Here is a 21623-nt window from a genome sequence, read left to right on the forward strand (position 1 = left end):
GAGATACTCGAAAAACTCTCCTGTCAAGAAATATATGGAGAGGTCATAGAGAATAATTACATTTGTCAATTAATACCTAAAGCAAAAGTTTAAGTATAAAGTAACACTAGGTACGTTATAATATACAGACAAGTAATCTTAAATCCAAAATGACACTTAGCCCACTACTCTTAATTGCTGGAGCCATATTGATAGCTGCCTATTTTCTTTACGGTAAGTTTGTATTCAAAAAATTTGGAATAAATAATCAAAGGAAAACTCCTGCGCACAAGTTTAAGGATGGAGTAGACTACGTTCCCAGCAGACCAATTGTAGTACTCGGCCATCACTTTGCTTCCATCGCCGGGGCTGGCCCAATTGTAGGACCAATCATAGCAGTAACCTTCGGATGGATTCCGGCAGTGATCTGGATATTGGTTGGTGGGATTTTCTTTGGGGCTGTCCATGACTTGGGGAGTATGGTCGCCTCCATAAGAAACGAAGGAAAGTCAATTGGAACCATCATCAAAAACACCATTGGGCAAAAAGGAAAGCAACTATTCATGATCTTTAGCTTTTCAACACTGATCCTTGTCATAGCCGTTTTTGCAGACATTATCGCCAAAACCTTTATTAATAATCCCGGCGTCGCTTCCGCTTCTATACTGTTTATTTTACTCGCTGTAGTTTTTGGGTTTCTAAATAAAAGGATCGCCCACAAAAAAAGTTTGTTTACAATAGTATCCATTATTGGAATCATTCTGATGTATTATTTCGTCTATTTAGGCACACAAATCCCCTTTGAACTTGATTACCAAATTTGGCTCTATCTATTATTGGCTTACGCCTTTATTGCCTCTGTCACACCTGTTTCATTGCTCTTACAACCTCGGGATTACCTAAATAGCTTTTTGCTATATGGGCTGATTATTTTAGCGGTAGTAGGAGTCTTGTATGCTAACCCGACCATTGAGATGGACACGCATGTTCACTTATCTTCAGAAAATCTAGGGTATTTATTCCCTGTTCTTTTTGTCACTATTGCTTGTGGTGCCATTAGTGGATTTCACTCCCTTGTAGCATCCGGCACTACTTCAAAGCAAATTGACAAAGAAGAAGATGTAAAAATTGTAGGCTTTGGAGGAATGCTGATTGAATCATTTCTCGCCATAATTTCAGTTGGGGCTGTAATTATCTTAAGCCGTGAAGACTATACCAGTAGCCTTTCCGCTTTAGGGCCAGTCACATTGTTTTCAAATGGTTTGGGAAGTATGATGGCAAGCCTCGGAATACCCGAAAGTCTTGCCATTAGCTTTGTGGCATTGACCGTTTCAGCTTTTGCATTGACCACACTTGACACTTGCACCAGATTAGCCCGATTTACCCTTCAAGAATTTTTTGAAGGGATAGAGCACCCAGTCGGAAAATCACTTTCCCAGAATAGGTTTATTAGCACTGGTATTGTGGTCATTCTATCAATTTTATTAATTCGCTCTGGAGGCTTTACTACGTTATGGCCTATTTTTGGCTCAGCCAATCAGCTTTTGGCCGCACTTGCATTATTGGCTGTTGCGGTTTGGTTAATCAAGACCAATGTCAACGCCACGTTTGTGATCATCCCTATGTTCTTTATGTTTACAGTTACATTGACTTCCTTAGGTATATTTGCATGGAAAAATTTCGAAGACCAAGCCTATGTTCTTGCTATCATCGCCGCGGTGTTATTTATACTATCATTGGTATTGATCATCCTCGCTAAGAAAAGCCTTGAACAACAATCCCCTATAACACAACCTGGCAACTAAACTTATTGGCAAAATCGTTTTTTGGCTGGTGTTTTGCTTTTAACCAGATTATATTTATTTTAAATGAATTAATTTAGATTCAAAATGCAAAATAAATTATTTGAAAAATATTACATCCATTTTATCCGTTCAATATTTCTACTGGGTCTAATATTCTTTGCCACCTCTTGTTTCAAAGACTCTGAAGTAGATGAGCGCTTAGAAAGTATAAAAGCAGCCAAAAGATCCCCAGGTGTTTCTGCAAATGAAATATTATCTTCCTCAAAGTTCCAAAGCCTTGAATTGGAAATCCAATATATGGAAGGGTATCCATTAAGTGAAACCACCATTACTAAAATTACAGACTGGATTACCCCATTAATAAATAAACCACTTGGAATCACCCTCAAAATATCATCCATACCTACAGTGGGGCAAGATGATTATAGCCTTACTGAAATCCGTGAAATAGAAGATAATAACCGAACAGCTTATAATACTGGAGATAAACTGGGGATGTATATCTTGGTCTTAGATGGCTATTTTGACCAAGACAGTGACACAGAAGCAAGTCTCGGATTTGCTCATAGAAACACCTCTATCGCTCTGTTGGGAAAAAGATTAAAAGAAAACTCTGGGAGTTTTGGAAGACCCAGCAAATCGAATTTAGAAACTACTGTCCTTGAGCATGAATTGGGTCATTTAATGGGTTTAGTAAATTTAGGGTCGGGAATGGTCTCCGACCATGAAGACGGAGAAAACCTTAAACATTGCGATAATGAAGACTGCTTGATGTACTGGGAAGTCGAAACGAGAAGTATATTTTCTTCAGTGGATAATGGCATTCCTACCTTAGATGAAAATTGCCTCAATGACCTCAAAGCCAATGGTGGCAAATAATTGATTGATAATAGAAAAGGGAGCTAAATTGAAGCTCCCTTTTCTATCTCTACATAGTATGAAACGGTTCTGAAACCTTTTTCGATATCTTCCAGGCAAAGCCGATATTAATCAGGTAATCTGCAAAAGCTGCATCCCCATGCCTGTAATTATCCGGAGTAGAACCCTCTATATCCAAATAACTTCTTGTCCTATTTCTTTTTAAAGCAACGGGCACATTAACATTTACAGCAAATGCCCCTTTACCGTAATTGACACCTGGCTCAATAGATGTAACATAGCCTGGCCTTCTAAATCCATCACTTCCGCCAATCAGATCATACACGGGAATACACTCATGACGGCCGCCTAAATAAAAACTCAAGCCTGGCACAGAAGACACATATGTTGCCCCAGCTCTAATGGCATACTGGTCTGGAACAGAAAATTCAGTACCTCTGTTTCTTGCAGATTCCCCATTTGTTTCTCTTGGATTGGCTAAGTAAAAGAAATTTCCATTAAGCATAAAATGATGAGACAGCATTCTATAAGCCTGCAATTCCAATGTGGCTCCAAAACCACCATCTCCTGGCTGTATAGACTGGTCCACGGTAAGCTCTAAAGTCTCATCTCTATTTTCTCCCTGATTGTAAAATGAGTCTGTGGCACCATAATCACCTGTTGGAAATTTCATTCCCAAACCTACAGATAAGTTCCCCTTAGGATTTTTAACTGGATTCATCACCCAATAGGAAGCGCTCATTCTGACATCTCCCAAACCACTTGAAAACGTCTTGTGCCTATCTCCCAAACCATTTGGAGGATTACCTCCATGCTCGTACATGGAAGAGCGCTCATGGTACACCAATGGCAAAACCAAGGTTCCATACCACCGATCGCTAATTCCATATGATACAGAAACATCAAAGAAATATGAATCATTGATTACTTCCGTGCCTTCTTCTACCCGATTGGTTTCCTCTTCTTCTCCCCTAAAGTGCCTAAATGAATGAAAATACCTAAAATTTCCATTTACTAGCCATTCTCCCTTGGGCAAGAACGAATCAGAACCTACTTGGCCATTACACCCTGCAAAGCCCCGAATAGCGACACATCCCTGTGCATAAACTGAAGCAAGGCCTATTACAGAAAAAATAAGTGTAAAAATCAGTGCGTAAATTTTTCTAATCATATCATGGGGTTTATTGTAAATATTAGTTCGTAATAATTACGCATTATAATATTTTTTAGCCCAAAATCCACCAATTACAAAATAAAAAAAGAGCTCCAAAAATGGAGCTCTTTAAATAATTGGCTGAATACGAGAATCAGTCTTTTACTTCTTCATAATCCACATATTCTCCGCCTCGAATATCCTTATTGCTTCTTTCTTGGTAATGCTTGGGCACATAGTCTACATGAATTTCTCCTTCATCTTTTGACCTACGTTGTGCCCTTTCCTCTTCACGAGCGGCAGCTTTTACCTGCTGGGCAAATTGTCCCAACTTGGAACGAAGAAAATACCTAACAAGCTGGCCAAATAGCCACCCAATACAAAGAATTAATATTATATACTTCAAAGCGAATTTTATTTTTATTCAAATTATCTACTTAGATAAAGGTTTCTCTCTGAGTAAATCTTCAGGAAGTAATCATCCATCAAATCATCTATGAAATAAATGGCCTCACCAGTTGATTTCATCTCAGGTCCCAACTCTTTATTTACATTAGGGAACTTATGGAAAGAGAACACCGGCTCTTTGATAGCATAACCTTTTTTCACTGGATTAAATTCAAAGTCCGTCACTTTGTTGGCTCCCAACATCACTTTTACGGCATAATTCACATAAGGTTCTTGATATGCCTTGCAAATAAATGGAACAGTCCTGGATGCTCTAGGGTTTGCTTCAATCACATAAACCTTATCATCCTTGATCGCAAACTGAATATTGATCAAACCAACAGTTTTCAATGCCAGTGCAATTTTCTCAGTATAGGTCTCTATCTGACGAACCACCAAATCTCCTAAATTGTATGGAGGTAATACAGCATAAGAATCACCAGAGTGAATTCCTGCTGGTTCAATGTGCTGCATGATCCCAATGATATAAACATTTTCTCCATCACAAATGGCATCTGCTTCCGCTTCAATAGCTCCTTCCAAGAAGTGATCCAACAAAATCTCATTGTCAGGAATGTCCTTCAATACTTCAACGACATGCTGTTCCAATTCTTTTTCGTTGATCACAATTTTCATCCCTTGACCACCCAGTACGTAAGAGGGTCTTACCAGTAATGGGAAGCCGATGGTTTTGCAAAGTTCAAGCGCTTCATCAGTATTATGAATGGTTCCAAACTCTGGATAAGGAACGTCATTGGCTTTTAGCAAACTAGAAAATTCTCCTCTATCCTCTGCCAAATCAAGTGCTTCGAAACTCGTTCCAAGAATCTTTACACCATATTTCTCCAGCTTCTCAGCCAACTTCAATGCTGTCTGACCACCAAGTTGAACGATAACGCCTTCAGGTTTCTCGTGAAGGATAATCTCATAAATATGCTCCCAGAAAACAGGCTCAAAATACAGCTTATCTGCAATATCAAAGTCTGTGGAGACTGTTTCAGGATTACAGTTAATCATGATGGTTTCGTAGCCACACTCTTTGGCAGCCAAAACTCCATGCACACATGAGTAATCAAATTCAATACCTTGACCTACGCGGTTAGGCCCAGAGCCCAGTACAATTACCTTTTTATTATTGGAAGCAGTTGATTCGTTTTCTTCACCAAAAGTAGAATAATAATATGGAGTTTGCGCCTCAAATTCTGCCGCACAGGTATCTACTAGTTTGTAGACACGCTTGATGCCCATTTCATCCCTTCTCTTATTGAATACCTCGCTTTCCAAGCAACCTAAAAGGTGAGCAATCTGACGGTCTGCATAGCCTTTATGCTTGGCCAACATCATCAAATCCTTAGGAATGGTATCCAAAGTGTACTTTCCTAGAGTAATATCCAAGTGCACCAACTCTTCGATTTGTTTCAGGAACCATTTGTCTATTTTTGTCAAATCTGAAATAGTCCTGAAAGAAATACCCAATTTGAAGGCATCATAAATATGGAAAAGTCGATTCCAACTTGGATGCTCCAAACTATAAAGAATCTGTTCTTGGTTTTTCAACTCTTTGCCATCTGCACCAAGACCATTTCTCTTGATCTCCAGTGATTGACATGCTTTCTGCAAGGCTTCCTGAAAGTTACGTCCAATTCCCATCACTTCACCCACAGCTTTCATAGAAAGACCTAGACGACGGTCAGAACCTTTGAATTTATCAAAGTTCCAACGAGGGATCTTTACGATCACATAGTCAATGGCTGGCTCAAAGAATGCAGAAGTTGTTCCCGTAATGGAGTTCTCCAACTCATCCAAGTTATATCCAATGGCCAGTTTAGAAGCCACTTTAGCAATTGGGTAACCAGTGGCTTTAGATGCCAAAGCTGATGAACGGGATACCCTTGGGTTAATTTCAATACCAATGATGGTTTGGTTATCGGGACTTACAGAGAACTGAACATTACAGCCTCCAGCAAAATTACCGATACCATTCATCATCTTAATGGCCAAATTTCTCATTTCCTGATATACCGTATCAGGAAGGGTCATTGCAGGAGCTACAGTAATAGAGTCTCCGGTATGAACGCCCATTGGGTCAAAGTTCTCAATGGAACAAATCACGACCATATTCCCAATAGAGTCTCTGAGTACCTCCAACTCATATTCTTTCCAACCTAGAATACTCTGCTCTACCAATACTTCGTGAGTAGGAGAGGCTTTCAAGCCACTCATCAGGGCTTTTTCGAAGTCTTCTTCCTTTTCCACAAATCCACCACCAGTACCGCCAAGGGTATAGGATGGACGAATTACCAATGGGAAACCAATTTCCTGTGCTATTTCCTTACCTTGAAGAAATGATGTAGCAGTTCTACCGATACAAACCCCTACATTTAATTCCTCCATCAAGGCCTTAAATTTCTCGCGGTTTTCGGCAGTTTCAATGGCGTCAATATCAACACCAATCATCCTTACATCAAATTTCTTCCAAATACCAGCCTGATCAGCTTCTATAGCCAAGTTCAAGGCAGTCTGTCCCCCCATGGTAGGTAGAACACAGTCAATATCCGGATGCTCAGTCAGGATTTTTACGATGGATTTTTTCTCCAACGGAAGCAGGTAAACATTGTCTGCCGTAACCGGATCCGTCATAATTGTTGCCGGGTTGGAGTTGATAAGGGTAACGGTAATACCCTCTTCCCTTAGGGACCTGGCCGCTTGAGAACCAGAATAATCAAACTCACAGGCTTGGCCAATTACGATCGGGCCACTTCCAATGATCAGTACATGTTTAATGCTATTATCTTTAGGCATGCTTTAGAGAGGTTTGGATAAGATTTTTACTTATGGCTAAATTGGTGCAAAATTAAGTAAATTATTGGAAGTAGCAGGAAGAAAAGGAAAAAACATTCCATCGACCTATATTAATCGAAGTATATAACCATTAGTTATCATGGGATAATGCAATTATCCCATGAATACAGGCTGATCTCACAATTTAAATAATTGCTTTAGCAAGGGCAATTGTTCCAAAAAACAAAAGCGGCTATCGAAAAACTCCAATAGCCGCTAACACTTAAAAGTCAGTTATATTTAAAGCTTTCCTTCTGTATCATTATAGTCTCCAGTAATGGTCGCTCCGTTATTCCAAACATTTCCATATACGGTAACTGATGAGCCTGATCCCAAGAATTCAAGCTTCGCACCACTGTTCAACGTAAGGTTACCATAGATCACCAAACTACCTTCGATTATCATAGTGTCATTGATCTGTAAACCAGTATCTTGACCATATTGCCCAATGACCAATGAACCTCTCATATTGAAAGTACCATTACTATTGACATTGGCCCATCCTTTAACAGAAAGGGATCCACAGAAAGTAAAATCATCATTTACATTCAAGCCATCCACAACCAATGAACCAGCATAACCTTGAGGCTCACCGGAATTGATATTCACCCAACTATTACCTGTATAAGCTGGCAAATCAGTACAAACATTGTCATTGATTTCCTCAGCAAGATTTATTTTCAAGATCTGCAAGCCTTGTAAGCCAGAAGCAACAAAGATGTACTCGTCATTGGCTTTCACAAAGTTGGAAGAACCGAAAAGGTCTAACACACCTAATGTCTCCACGCCATCTTCTTCAAATGCCGCAGCACTCACCCCTGCTGCACCATTGGCCATAAACAAATGTTTTTCATTGGTGGTTACAGCGTTGGTTACTATCTCTTCAGTAAGAAGACCTTCAGAAACAACAGGAATTTCCACCCTCTGCAGCTCAGCTCCATTACTTGTACTGTAAAGACCAGCTCCATTTGCTCCTTCTGACACAACCAATGCTTCATCATGAACATCCATGGTACGCTTAGCGCCTGAATAATCAGGAGATAAAGGAATAGTAATTTCAGTTTCCAAAGAAACTGGATTTAAAATATTAATTCCCTTTTCACCACAAAGAACAAACAACTTGTTCTGATCAATACCGAAAACGGCACTTTGCCCAAAGGTCACCGATCTCAAGTCAGGAAAATCCACTTGGCTAACAATGGTTGAATTAGATTTATCAAATAAGGTAACTTTACCATCAGTACCTGACACCATCACAACATTATTGTTGGTATGATTGATATCTGTTGCCACATAACCATCCACAGTCGAAAACTCAAAGTCTGAAGTAAATTGACCATTAGAAGCAGAAACTGTAATCAAGTTAGCAGGACCATCTACTCCATAACTTCCATATTGGTCAACAGCTGCTGCGATGTATAACTTCCCTTCCACATAATCAACAGCATTTAAATCAGCTTCTTCAAAAATCGCTTGGCTTACAATTACAGGCTTCAATACATTGCTAATGTCAAAAATATCAATAGCACCCAAGTACTTTGCTCCTTGTGTATTATAAGTTACATACGCATAATCTCCATTAATGGTCACATGAGTAGCTTGTAAAGTATTTCCTTCAAAGGTTGGCGCTTCTACCTGAGCGATCAATTCCAAAGGAAGATTACCTATCTCTCCTTCTTCTTCCACTCCAATTCTAGCTCTTTTAGCATTCGCTGCAGACTCAGAAGTAATTCCCACAACACCTGTATTGGTTTGGCTTAATCGAGCGCTTAAAACCGCTTTATCTGTATTAATCAATATTTTGTCATTCCCAGCTTGAGGAGTATTATCTTCTGGGTTACAAGAAAACAATAGAGCCATAGAAGCCAAAACTGCTCCAAATAATTTATTTTTCATTTTAACTGCTTTTTTTCGTGTACGAATAGTTTATTTCAGTTTATGAGTGCAAATATAATACTAAAAATAATTTCTATACTTTTAAACTAAAAAACTTTAACCAACTGATGAGCAGTAAATTATTCAAATGGATTTGATGATAAAAAAAACCTTCTAAATTACGTTTTAAACAAGTTTTTTGAAAAATAACGATATAAAAATTTTCCAACTTTTATTTATTAAGAAAAAGCTAAGCTCAAGTTATAATCTGATATTTTAGTCCAAAAAATAGAAAAAATTCCAATATTTGGAATTCTATCATTAAATAAAACAGCAACCTTAACATTAGGGTTGCTGTTTTATTTAATATTGTTTCTAGGCTTAAACGTGCAATGCTCTATTTTCAGTAGCTGCTAAGCAAGCCTCTTTGAAAGCTTCTGTATAAGTAGGATGAGCATGAGACATTCTAGCTATATCTTCGGCAGAAGCCCTATATTCCATGGCCACAACCGCTTCTGCAATCATATCTGCCGTTCTTGGACCGATCATATGAACACCTAATATTTCATCTGTACTGGCATCAGCAAGTACTTTGACCAAACCATCAGTATCCATAGAGGCCCTTGCTCGACCAGATGCCATGAAAGGGAATTTACCTGTTTTGTATTTAATGCCTTTTTCCTTCAACTGCTCCTCAGTAAGGCCAACGGCAGCCACTTCAGGCCAAGTGTAAACTACACCCGGAATCAGGTTATAATTGATGTGAGGCTTTTGCCCTGCCAATTGCTCCACAACCAAAACACCTTCTTCTTCAGCTTTGTGGGCCAACATGGCTCCTTTGACCACATCACCAATGGCATAAATATTATCCACACTGGTTTTCAAATGCTCATCAACTTCCACTTGACCTCGATCGTTGATCTTCACTCCAGCTGCTTCAGCATTAAGTCCTTCCGTATAAGGTCTTCTACCAATAGAAACCAAAACATAATCACCTTTCACTTCAACCACCTCACCTTTGCTGTTTTCTGCTGTAACAGTCACTTCTTTTCCACTGTTTTTAACAGCAGTAACCTTATGTTTTAAGTAAAATTCAAAACCTAATTTTTTGAGAGACTTTTGCAATTCCTTGCCCATGGTCTTATCCATGGAAGGGATTAAAGAATCCATAAATTCCACTACAGAAACTTTTGCTCCCATACGGGCATATACAGAACCCAACTCCATTCCAATAACACCACCACCAATCACAATCATGTGCTTGGGAACCTCTTTCATCTTCAAGGCTTCAGTAGAAGTGATGATGCGTTTCTTATCTATTTCAATAAAAGGAAGGGAAGACGGCTTTGACCCCGTAGCTATAATGATATTCTTACCGGTAATTTCTTCAGATTTCCCATCATCCTTGGTCACTTTGATGGTATTTTTATCTACAAATGAACCAAGCCCTTGATGAACATCAATTTTATTTTTTTTCATCAAGTACTGAATCCCATCCACATTCTGTTTGACCACATCATCCTTGCGGGCAATCATCTGCTTAAGGTTCACTTTCAAATCTTTCAAGTCAATCCCATGAGTTTTAAAAGTATGGGCAGCATTGTGGTAATGCTCCGTGGAATCCAACAATGCTTTGGAAGGAATACAGCCTACATTTAAGCAAGTACCGCCCAAAGTCGGATATTTCTCCACAATGGCAGTTTTCATTCCGAGCTGCGCGCCTCTTATGGCAGCAACATATCCCCCTGGCCCAGATCCGATTACGATTAAGTCGTATTTCATGATTGTTTTTTTTGTCCCAGAAGCCATTCGTTTGTATGGTCCATCCGGTCTGTGAATATCTTGTATTTATTTGGGAGCAGTCCGCTAAGCTCTTGCCCCATGGTTATTGCTCCATTGAATTAAAAAAGTACCAAGTCTAAATATCTGAGTTTTCAAACTTGGTACTGATTATTTTTATACTCCTAGTAACAACCTGGCTGGATCTTCAAGCAATTGCTTCACCCTAACCAAGAAGCTTACGGATTCTCTACCATCAATAATCCTGTGATCATAAGACAAAGCCACATACATCATTGGAAGGATTTTAACCTCACCATTCACTGCCATTGGTCTTTCCACTATATTGTGCATTCCTAAAATAGCGGACTGTGGCTGATTGATGATCGGTGTGGACATCATGGATCCAAAAATACCTCCATTGGTAATCGTAAAAGTACCTCCGGTCATCTCTTCAATAGTCAACTTTCCATCCCTGGCTTTGGTAGCCAATCTCACCACTTCTTTCTCTATTTGGTCAAAAGAAAGGGCTTCTGCATTTCTTATTACCGGAACTACTAATCCTTTAGGGGCTGAAACAGCAATGGATACATCACAGAAGTCATGGTATACCAATTCATTTCCATCAATTTGCGCATTAACTGCTGGCCACTCCTGAAGCGCCACACAAACAGCCTTGGTAAAGAAAGACATAAAGCCAAGGTTCACATTGTGCTTTTCCTTAAACATCTCCTTATACTGCTTTCTTAGATCCATAATCGGCTTCATGTTTACCTCATTGAAAGTGGTCAACATGGCTGTTTCATTCTTGGCAGCTACTAGTCGCTTTGAAATGGTCTTTCTAAGGGAAGTCATTTTTTCCCTCTTCGTATTTCTCTCACCTGCTACTTTAGGTGCTTCAGGTGCAGTTTCCTTAGCTGGTGCTTTTGATGCTTGAGGTGCAGCTGGTTGAGGAGCAGATTTTTGAGCCTTTTCAGCATCCTCTTTGGTAATTCTACCATCCTTACCAGTTCCTTTCACATTTTTGGCATCAATACCCTTTTCTGCCAATATTTTTGCTGCTGCTGGAGAAGCGTGTCCTGCTGCATAACTGTCTCCATTTGAAGAAGGAGTTGTCTCCGCGGTGCTTTCACTACCAGATTCTGAAGGAGCTTCACCTTCTACAACCTCTATCTTACAAATCATTCCTCCAATCTCCAACGTATCCCCCTCAGCAGCTACATGTCTTAAAATTCCCTGAGCCTCAGCTGGCAATTCGAAAGTAGCCTTATCCGAATCTACTTCCGCTATAATTTCATCCAATTCCACAAAATCGCCATCTTCCTTCAACCAAGTCGCCAAAGTAACTTCAGTGATTGATTCCCCAACGGTAGGGACAACCATATCTTTTACTTCTCCTGTTTTTCCTCCACCAGTGGAAGCTTTCTCTGCAGACTTAGACTCCTCTTTCCTTTCTTCAGCTGGAGCTGCATCTCCTTCTGATGCATTGGTGTCTATTTCACAGATCACTGCCCCGATTTCCAATGTATCACCAGCTTCAGCCTTGGTGGTCAAAACACCAGCAGCCTCCGCTGTCAATTCAAAAGTAGCTTTGTCTGATTCCAATTCGCAGATCACTTCGTCCATTTCGACATAGTCTCCGCTATTTTTAAACCATTGGCCTATGGTTACTTCAGTAATGGATTCGCCCACAGCAGGGACTTTGATTTCTAAACTCATGGCTATTTTTTTTACCCCCCAAACCGTTATGGTCCAAGGCTAATTTCTGATTATTAAACTAAAATAATAAAATTAAACCCAAATCTAGCCCCAGCACATATACATGACTGGGGCTTGGGGGATTTACTTGATTTTTATTGCTTTATTGATAATATTTTGTTGCTCTTCAACATGCACCTTATGGTAGCCTGTTGCTGGAGAAGCACTTGCCTTTCGAGCAATAACCTCCATTGGGAAATCCCTGAACAAAGCCCTCATCATATAGGTCCAGTAGCCCATGTTTTCTGGTTCTTCTTGTACCCAAACCACTTCTTTCTGCTTGCTGAATGATTTAACTACGTCAACAATCTGATTTTTAGGAAGCGGATGTAACTGCTCTACCCTAACGATCGCGACATCTTTCACTTTTTCCTTTTCCCTTGCCTCTATCAGATCATAATAGATTTTACCTGAACAAAGTACTACTCGGGTCACATCCTTTTCGCTTACGGTAGTATCCGTCAAAACTTCTTTAAATCCACCTTTGGTAAACTCCTCAACAGGAGACATCACTTTAGGGTGTCTTAACAAGGATTTAGGAGACATTACAATACAAGGTTTTCTAAACTCCCAAGCCAATTGTCTTCTCAATAAATGAAAGAAGTTGGAGGGTTCAGTGATATTGGCTACCACCATATTATACTCAGCAGAAAGCTGCAAGAACCTTTCTGGCCTAGCATTAGAGTGCTCTGGACCTTGTCCCTCATACCCATGAGGCAACAACATCACAAGCCCATTCATTTTCTGCCACTTGGACTCACCAGAGCTGATAAACTGGTCAATCATCGTCTGAGCACCATTGGCAAAATCACCAAACTGCGCCTCCCAGATGGTCAATGAATCCGGGTTGGCCATAGCATACCCATATTCAAAGCCCAGTACTGCATATTCAGAAAGTAAGGAGTTGTAAATATGGAATTGGCCTTTATTATCCTTTAATTCTTTTAAAGAATTATAAGACTTACTGGTATTGGCATCATGAAGCACAGCATGTCTGTGAGAGAAAGTACCTCTTCTACAGTCCTGTCCGGTCAACCTTACTGTCTTGCCTTCCAGTAGCAAAGAGCCATAAGCCAATAATTCAGCAGCTGCCCAGTTTAGGGACTTGGAATTAAAGAACATGTCTTTACGCTGCTTCATTTGCACCTCAATCTGCTTAATTGGCTTAAAGCCTTTTGGCAAAGTGGTCAATGCTTCGGCTACTTTATTTACTGCTTCTTCCGAAATAAAGGTATCCGGAGACTTTTCAAAATCCTCAGGAGTGGACTTTCTAAGTTCTTTCCAGGCCTGCTCAAAAGGTGAGAAATTATAAGGAAGTGGCTTTTCTTTCACCATATTCAATCTGTCCTGAAGCAATTGACGGAACTCTTTGTCCATTTGCTTAGCCAGCTTGGCATCTACATCTCCTCTTTCCATGAGTCTTTTATTATAGATCTCTCTTGGATTAGGATGTTTCGATATAATGTTATAAAGCTCAGGCTGGGTAAACTTAGGCTCATCAGACTCATTGTGGCCATGTCTTCTATAACAAACCATATCAATGAAAATATCCTGATTATATTTCTGCCTGAATTCCGCAGCCAGTTTTGCCGCAAACACCACTTCTTCCGGATCATCTCCATTGACGTGAATTACAGGAGCATCTATGATTTTAGCTACATCGGTGCAGTAGATTGAGCTTCTTGCATCATCAAAGTCTGTTGTAAAACCGACTTGGTTATTGATCACAAAGTGAATGGTTCCTCCGGTGTTATAACCTTTTAGGTTAGCCATTTGCGTCACCTCATAAACAATGCCTTGCCCAGCCACTGCTGCATCACCATGAATCAGGATTGGAATCACCTTATCCTTGTTTCCCTCATACTGATGGTCGATTTTTGCTCTTACAAACCCTTCCACTACTGGATTTACCGCTTCCAAGTGAGACGGGTTAGGAGCTAATTTCAGGTTGATCTTCTTGCTGGTAGGTGTGGTAATTTCACTGGAAAATCCCATGTGGTACTTCACATCACCATCACCCATGGTAAGGTCAGGCTTGGCAGTTCCTTCAAATTCAGAGAAAATCTGCTCATAGGTTTTACCCATAATATTGGCCAAAACATTCAATCGACCTCTATGGGCCATACCAATCATCACTTCCTCGGCACCTAATTCCGCTCCTTTATTGATAACTGCATCCAAAAATGGGATGGTACTTTCACCACCTTCAAGGGAAAATCGCTTTTGTCCTAAATATTTGGTATGCAAGAAGTTTTCGAAGACAACCGCTTCATTCAACTTGGACAATATTCTCTTCTTCTCCTCAGCTGGAGGATTAAAGGCCAAAGCTTCCTTTTCAATTTTTTGCCTCAACCAATCCAACATTTCCGGATCTCGAATATATAAGTATTCGAATCCCATCGAACCTTCATATATCTTTTTGAGGGCTTCTACGATTTTACTCAACTTGGCATCTCCAATACCAATTTCGTTCCCCGCCTGAAAAACCGTACTTAGATCCGCCTCGCTCAACCCAAAATCCTCTAGGTCGATCAATGCTTTTCTATCCCTTCTTTCTCTTACTGGATTGGTCTTAGACCTTAAGTGTGCTCTGGAACGATACGCATGGATCAAAGCCCTTACCTTAATTTCCTTTGGCAATTGCTCCATGTCCATCATGGTTCCTCTGGTCGCTAGATTGCCATTTGGTGCTGCACTCACTTGCGATGTTGAAGAAACAGCGCCTCCGTTTTCGTCTTCTCCAAACTTGGTAATGGCAAAGTCAAAGCCATCAAAAAATGTTTTCCAACTTGGTTCGATTGATTCTGGGTCCTTTTTGTAATCCTCATATAGCTCATCAATATAAGCTACATGGGCATTGGAAATGTATGAATATTTGTCCATGTTTTGATTATTTCGATATGCAAATATAGATACTTATGAATTTTTAATAAAACTGCTTATTCGCTTAAACAAATAGATCTGATTTTCAACTATATTTATTTTCATTCACAAAACTATACTTGCATTTTTGTTGATTCTTATTGAAATAAATTTGGTTTTTGTATGATTTCAAAATGTGGTTTGGTAGATACGTTATCTAATGGATCAATTATAAGATTAAATCATCTATTTTTCCTAAAGAAAATGTCTTATCAAGGCGTATAACTGAATGAAAGCGGATCTTCATATTTAAACACAAAGCCCTGATCTTGGATTTTTTGAGAAGAAATTTGTTTCCAATCAGCACGCTCGCTTTGATCATAACTCGCAGGTGGATCAAAACCCAGTTCTTTAGCGTTCATTTCATAGACGTCTTTCTTTTTAGGATGCAAAGGACTTACACCATTGAAAATCTCATCCCATAAATTATTGGCAACTACAAACTCTATAAGCCTTACGGCATCCTCTTGGTGGATATAATTGACTGGAGGATGTCCCGTTACATTATTCTTTCCTGAAAAATATTTTCCAGGAATTCTGTCCAACCCTAGTAATCCCCCTAAGCGAATGATGGTAAGTGAGTAACTTTTATCTTTGATCAAGATACTCTCAGCTTCTAACAATGTCATGTTTACTGTCTCTTTCCCGATTAATTTTTCTCTTTCATCCACCTCTCGATTAACATCTGGATAAACAGAAGTAGCACTGGTATAAATGACACATTTTACATTTGATTGTTGTATGAGGGCTTTTAGGAATTTGATTTGCTCCGGATGAAATGTATCGGGTAAAGTTCTTCTTTTTGGAGGGATATTGATAATGACTAGGTCAGCATCAAAAAGTTTTTGAAACCCACTTCCAACAGGATGAGGCTCCAATTTTAAGCATACTGCGTTAACTCCTTCTTTCTCTAACAGCTTTTGCTTCTCTACTGAAGTAGTACTACCAATTACCTGATGCCCCTTTTCAATAAGGAATTTCGCTAGGGGAAGGCCGAGCCATCCTAGACCAATTATACTGATCTTCATCTATTTAGGTACTTTAGGTTGATCAACTTCACAGCTCAAAAATATCTATTTTTGTCCATAAAAAAGCCTTCCTCCAAAAGGAAGAAGGCTTTAATTTTATTTATCTTTCTTAGGCATTGTACCTAAAATAACATCCCAAAGAGGTGAACTTACCCCAAATGCAACATCAGGATTCTTATAGTGATGAATGGCATGGTTGACCCAAAGGATTTTCAAGAAATTCTTGGGTGGCTGAAATGCGTGAACCACATAATGCACCCCAAGGTACAGAGCATAGCCAATCAAAAAACCTGGCAAGAAATAGAAAGCATAATCTCCCATAATAAAGGTAAACACAAAATAAAAGATACAGGCATATAAGCCACTGATAAAAGGCGGCATAGCCAAACGATCTTTGTCCTTGGGATAATCATGATGTACACCATGCACAGAATACTGTAATTTATCTTTCAATTTTGTATTGGGTACCATATGGAAGAAATACTTGTGCATCAAGTACTCCACAAGGGTAAAAGCCAATAGGCCAATCAACACTACTATTAATCCAATCAAAACTGGAATCGTAGTAGTAGTCAAGCCATAGTAAAACGAAACGGAACCTATTACCAAAAACATGATAATAGGAATACTTATATGTGTTCTGGACAACCTTTCCAAAACAGGATTTTGGAACATTTGTGCCGACCCATTGTTATCAGGCCTCTCCAGTCTTCCAATTTTCTTCATCCTATTCTTATTTTCTAATTAATTCTTACTTCAATTAAACAACTGAAAAGCAACAGCTTAATTCGCAAACTACGCTGAAACTTTTAAAATTCCCCACAAATCTAACGGAATGATTTCAAAAGGAGATATTCTTTTCAGGAAATAATGATTAAAATCTCCTATTTGGAAAGAGAAAGGGTTTTCTCTATGGTCTTTTTATAAAATGCCTCATACCTCGGCAATATGTTTGAAACATCAAATTCTTTTGCCCTGGCCAAAGCTCTTTTTTTGAACCCTGGTAAGTTCTTATCGGAAAGAATATGTAAGGCCTTTTCAGTTAAACCTTTGATATCCCCAACATCACACGCAAACCCCGTCACTCCATCAATGTTCAATTCAGGGATTCCTCCCGCATTTGAAGACAATACAGGGACCTCACAGGCCATCGCCTCCAGTGCAGCCAAGCCAAAACTCTCTTTCTCAGAAGGAATCAAAAACAAATCAGCCACCGAAAGCACTTCCTCCACGGCCTCCAATTTCCCCAAGAATCGAGTATCTTCACAAGTCCCCAGCTCTCGACAAAGGCGCTCCATCTTATCTCTTTCAGGTCCATCCCCTACCAATAACAGCTTTGAGGGAACAACTTTCCGCACTTCATAAAACACTTGAATAACATCCTCTACCCGCTTTACTTTCCTAAAGTTGGAGGTGTGAACTAGTAGCTTTTCGTCATTTGGACATATTGCCCTCTTGAAATGCTCCTTTTTCTGCTTCTTGAAGCGATCCAAATCAATAAAGTTTGGAATCACCTCTATCCCATTCTTTATATCAAAATGCTCATAGGTAGCTTTCTTCAAATCTTCTGATACCGCAGTGACACCATCTGACTCGTTGATACTAAACGTAACCACTGGTTCATAGCTGGGGTCTTTCCCCACCAAAGTGATGTCAGTACCATGTAAGGTTGTCACCACAGGAATTTCAATTCCATGACTTTTCAAGATCTGCTTGGCCATGTAAGCTGCAGAAGCATGAGGAATCGCGTAATGGACATGCAGCAAATCCAACCCCTCATATTTGACCACATTCACCATTTTACTGGCCAAGGCCAATTCATAAGGTGCATGTTCAAATAATGGATAACTCTTTATATCTACTTCGTGATAGAATAAATTCTCGCTAAAAAAGTCCAACCTGGTAGGCTGTCTGTATGTTACAAAATGAACCTGATGTCCTTCTTTTGCAAGGGCTTTCCCCAATTCTGTGGCCACTACGCCACTCCCACCAAAAGTGGGATAACAGACAATTCCGATTTTCATGTTTTCTTTACTTAAAAAAAGCTACTTTTTTAAATTTAGAAGCTATAACCGTTAAGGTTTCATTTTTGTTCAATATGCGCATAATTTTTCTAAACCTACCGAATGGATTGATAAATTACATCGTGAATATCAGTTCTGATATTATCCCTCAACAAAGAATTATTGCTTGCATTGGGATAAACTCTATTGGATAAGAACACATAGATCAAATCATTATCAGGGTCTGCCCATACAGCAGTCCCAGTGAATCCAGTATGCCCAAAACTGTTTTTAGAGGCCAATTTTCCAGCAGATCCTCCTCTATCAATTTCTGGCTCAGGCTTGTCCCATCCCCAGGCCCTCCTACTTTCCTTTGACTGTCGTTTCGTAAACTGTTTTACGGTTTTTGGGTCAATTAGGTTCACACCTCCGTAATGCCCATTCTGCAGCATCATCTGCATCATCACAGCCAGATCATGCGCTGTCCCAAACAATCCAGCATGACCAGCAACCCCCCCATACATGGCTGCTCCAGGATCATGCACCGTACCACGAATCACTTCATGCCTGAAAATCAAATCATTCTCTGTAGGGGCAATTCTTTCTATTGGAAACTTTTCCAATGGTAAATAAGTCAATGTGTATAAGCCCAGTGGCTGATAAAAGTTCTGCTCCAAAAACTCATTCATCGGTTGATTCACCATCTTTTCTACCAAACGATGAAGCATGTACATGCCCAAATCCGAATATTTATAATCGTATTTTTTTTTGCCATAGGGAAGTTTTCGCAATTCAGAGTCAACCGTCCACTTCCAAACACTATCAGGCAAAGCATCCATAGCATACATTCCATTGGCAACTTTCACATTAAATCCAGGGCCTGGCTGACTCCTATAATAGGCCTGATCCCATTCCTTTCCATTTATGGTTTTAGTATAGTGGGGAATCCATGGAAGCAGCCCTGCTTCATGTGTCATAATATCCTTGATCACCAGCTTGGCCTTGTTTGAGCCATTAAGCTCTAACAAATAATCTCCTATTGGCCTGTTGATATCAATCAAGTTCCTACTGTTCAAAAACATGATCGCTTGTGTTGTGGCCATTACTTTTGTAATGGAGGCTAAATCATAAATGGTTTCGGTAGTAACAACTTTGGAGCGGTCATAATCCAAGTAACCATACGCCTTTTCAAACACAACTTTTCCATTTTTAGCCACCAAAACACATGCTCCAGGGGTGGATTTATTCCTGATGGCCCCATTAATTATATCATCTATTTTGTTGAGCTGTCGACTATCCATCCCTACTGTTTCAGGGCTGCTATAACCTAAGCGATCTTTAGCTTCATAGGAAAGGTCAGTTCCTGCCTTCAATGAACTGCTAACCGTAGCAGGAAGGCTTCCATTAACCCCTCTTGCTCCAAAAATCACCTGAGGAACCAATTTTTCAGTATATTCATTTTCCTCATAAGCCACAAGGACATGGGGCATGTCATCCAAGTATTTTGCGGCATATGCATTTCCAAAAAGCACAGTGATCACGTTGTACTTTTCACTGAGGTTTTTGATAAAGAACATATCGCTTTCTTTAATCCCAAAATTTCTTCTGGGACTGTTGCTTACGTTCATCACACCTACTACGATAGTATTGTAATCTTTCAGATTTTCTTCTAATGCTCTGTAATTAGCGTTATTGCTATTTCTGGCTAACCTGAAATGATGAAATTCACCATATTTATCCAAATATTTCTGAAAGGTATCTCCTCCATCCCCAAGGGTAATAGATGCCATCTTTAACAAATCCTGATTTCGGATAGGCAGAAATCCCTCCTCATTGGCCGTAAGGGTCATGGATCCGGCATATAACTTTTCAATCAATGCTTGAGTATCATAAGTGCTTATCCTCTCTACCAATTTCTCAGTATTGATTTTTTGAGGCTTACTAAGCCCAGCCCAATATTTAGCTCTCAAAATCTTCCTGATCCTTCCATCAATCTCCTCCTTGCTGATCCTACCTTCTTCGACTGCCTGAAGAATAAGCTGTTTGGATTTGGGTACATCCTCGGCATACAATAAAATATCATTCCCAGCCAAAAGTGCCAGCAAATCTACTTCCCCAGGTTTGTGGAGATTGCTGACGCCTTTCATATTCAATGCATCTGTAAAAACAAGTCCCTTAAACCCAAGGTCTTTTTTCAGCAAATCAGTTACCACACCTTTTGTAAGGGTAGTTGGCATAGAAGCGGTAGTGCCCAAACTTGGTGTGTGCAAGTGAGCTACCATTACACTCATGAGGTCTTCTTTGATCAGCTGCCGGTAAGGATAAAGGTCGACTTCCTGAATACGATCTTTCGTTTTAATGATTACCGGGGTAGTATAATGAGAGTCCGAATTCGTATCTCCGTGTCCTGGGAAATGTTTGGCGTTAGCAATTACTCCATGCTCCTGTAAGCCTTTCATGTAGGCCACAGACTTCCTGGCCACTCTTTCCTTTTGCTCTCCGAAAGCCCGATACCCAATCACTGGATTATCAGGGTTCGAGTTGATATCCACTACTGGAGCAAAGTTGATGTGCATTCCCAGCTCCTTAAACTGATGAGCTATCTCTGTACCCATCTGATATATCAGCTCGTCATCCTCAATGGCTCCCAGCGTCATCTGTTTTGGAAACTGCAAAACACTATCAAGTCGCATACTCACCCCCCATTCTGCATCCATGGCTATAAAAAGTGGGGTTTTAGAAATTGATTGATAGTAATTGGTCAGGTTGGCCTGCCTGACCGGTCCCCCCTGAAAAAATATCAATCCACCCAATTGTTCTTCTTTAATAAGCTCGCTGATTGCTCGCTTGTGCTCTTCCCCTCTATTGGAGTAAGCTGCTACCATAAAAAGTTGACCTAATCGCTCCTCAAATGATAAGCTATTGAAAACACTGTCTACCCACCTGTTTTGGGCCTGAATATCTCGAGTGCTAAAAGGATCATTTGGGATATCAAATTTAGGAAAGCCATTGCTAACAGTTACTTCCAGGATGATCAATATAATGGCCATCCAAACTTTTTGAATCATGCGAATGTTTAATTTTTATTGCTTAAAATTTAAAATAACTTTGTAAGTGTAGTATAGTATACCGCCATTCTTCAGAGTAATTGCGA

Annotated in this window: 13 protein-coding genes; 2 read left to right on the plus strand and 11 right to left on the minus strand. The window is 39.8% G+C overall.

Annotation, left to right across the window (positions count from 1 at the left end):
- Positions 1 to 149: 149 nt before the first annotated feature.
- A complete protein-coding gene (locus IFO69_RS06825; RefSeq protein ID WP_192009322.1) occupies positions 150 to 1784 on the plus strand; it encodes a carbon starvation CstA family protein in 1635 nt (544 codons plus the stop codon).
- A gap of 84 nt (positions 1785 to 1868) precedes the next feature.
- Complete coding sequence (locus IFO69_RS06830) at positions 1869 to 2663, plus strand: zinc metalloprotease (RefSeq protein ID WP_192009323.1); 795 nt, start codon at positions 1869 to 1871, stop codon at positions 2661 to 2663.
- Positions 2664 to 2712: 49 nt separating this feature from the next.
- Here the strand turns inward: IFO69_RS06830 and IFO69_RS06835 are convergent, their stop codons facing one another.
- From IFO69_RS06835 to IFO69_RS06885, 11 genes are all read right to left on the minus strand, one after another.
- Positions 2713 to 3834: a transporter family protein gene (locus IFO69_RS06835; RefSeq protein ID WP_192009324.1), complete on the minus strand. Its 1122-nt coding sequence runs from the start codon at positions 3832 to 3834 to the stop codon at positions 2713 to 2715.
- A gap of 136 nt (positions 3835 to 3970) precedes the next feature.
- Complete coding sequence (locus IFO69_RS06840; protein ID WP_192009325.1) at positions 3971 to 4222, minus strand: DUF4834 family protein; 252 nt, start codon at positions 4220 to 4222, stop codon at positions 3971 to 3973.
- 23 nt (positions 4223 to 4245) lie between these two features.
- Entirely contained in the window at positions 4246 to 7065 is a 2820-nt protein-coding gene (carB, locus tag IFO69_RS06845) for a carbamoyl-phosphate synthase large subunit (RefSeq protein WP_192009326.1), read from the minus strand.
- Positions 7066 to 7344: 279 nt separating this feature from the next.
- Complete coding sequence (locus IFO69_RS06850; RefSeq protein WP_192009327.1) at positions 7345 to 9000, minus strand: LVIVD repeat-containing protein; 1656 nt, start codon at positions 8998 to 9000, stop codon at positions 7345 to 7347.
- Positions 9001 to 9360: 360 nt separating this feature from the next.
- Complete coding sequence (lpdA, locus tag IFO69_RS06855; RefSeq protein ID WP_192009328.1) at positions 9361 to 10761, minus strand: dihydrolipoyl dehydrogenase; 1401 nt, start codon at positions 10759 to 10761, stop codon at positions 9361 to 9363.
- A 174-nt stretch (positions 10762 to 10935) separates the two neighbouring features.
- On the minus strand, positions 10936 to 12477 hold the full coding sequence (odhB, locus tag IFO69_RS06860) for a 2-oxoglutarate dehydrogenase complex dihydrolipoyllysine-residue succinyltransferase (protein ID WP_192009329.1): 1542 nt from the start codon (positions 12475 to 12477) through the stop codon (positions 10936 to 10938).
- Between the two features lie 123 nt (positions 12478 to 12600).
- Positions 12601 to 15399 (minus strand): 2-oxoglutarate dehydrogenase E1 component, encoded by a 2799-nt coding sequence (locus tag IFO69_RS06865; RefSeq protein WP_192009330.1) that lies wholly within the window; start codon positions 15397 to 15399, stop codon positions 12601 to 12603.
- A gap of 251 nt (positions 15400 to 15650) precedes the next feature.
- Positions 15651 to 16466, minus strand: a complete 816-nt coding sequence (locus IFO69_RS06870; RefSeq protein WP_192009331.1) for an NAD(P)-binding domain-containing protein — start codon at positions 16464 to 16466, stop codon at positions 15651 to 15653.
- Positions 16467 to 16562: 96 nt separating this feature from the next.
- The gene (locus IFO69_RS06875) at positions 16563 to 17192 is read right to left on the minus strand and encodes a sterol desaturase family protein (protein WP_192009332.1); all 630 of its coding nucleotides are present in this window, start codon (positions 17190 to 17192) and stop codon (positions 16563 to 16565) included.
- A gap of 158 nt (positions 17193 to 17350) precedes the next feature.
- The gene (bshA, locus tag IFO69_RS06880; RefSeq protein ID WP_192009333.1) at positions 17351 to 18490 is read right to left on the minus strand and encodes an N-acetyl-alpha-D-glucosaminyl L-malate synthase BshA; all 1140 of its coding nucleotides are present in this window, start codon (positions 18488 to 18490) and stop codon (positions 17351 to 17353) included.
- Between the two features lie 95 nt (positions 18491 to 18585).
- Positions 18586 to 21537 (minus strand): glycoside hydrolase family 3 N-terminal domain-containing protein, encoded by a 2952-nt coding sequence (locus tag IFO69_RS06885; RefSeq protein WP_192009334.1) that lies wholly within the window; start codon positions 21535 to 21537, stop codon positions 18586 to 18588.
- Between the last annotated feature and the right edge of the window lie 86 nt (positions 21538 to 21623).

This window comes from Echinicola arenosa (assembly GCF_014841125.1).
Taxonomy (GTDB): Bacteria; Bacteroidota; Bacteroidia; order Cytophagales; family Cyclobacteriaceae; genus Echinicola; species Echinicola arenosa.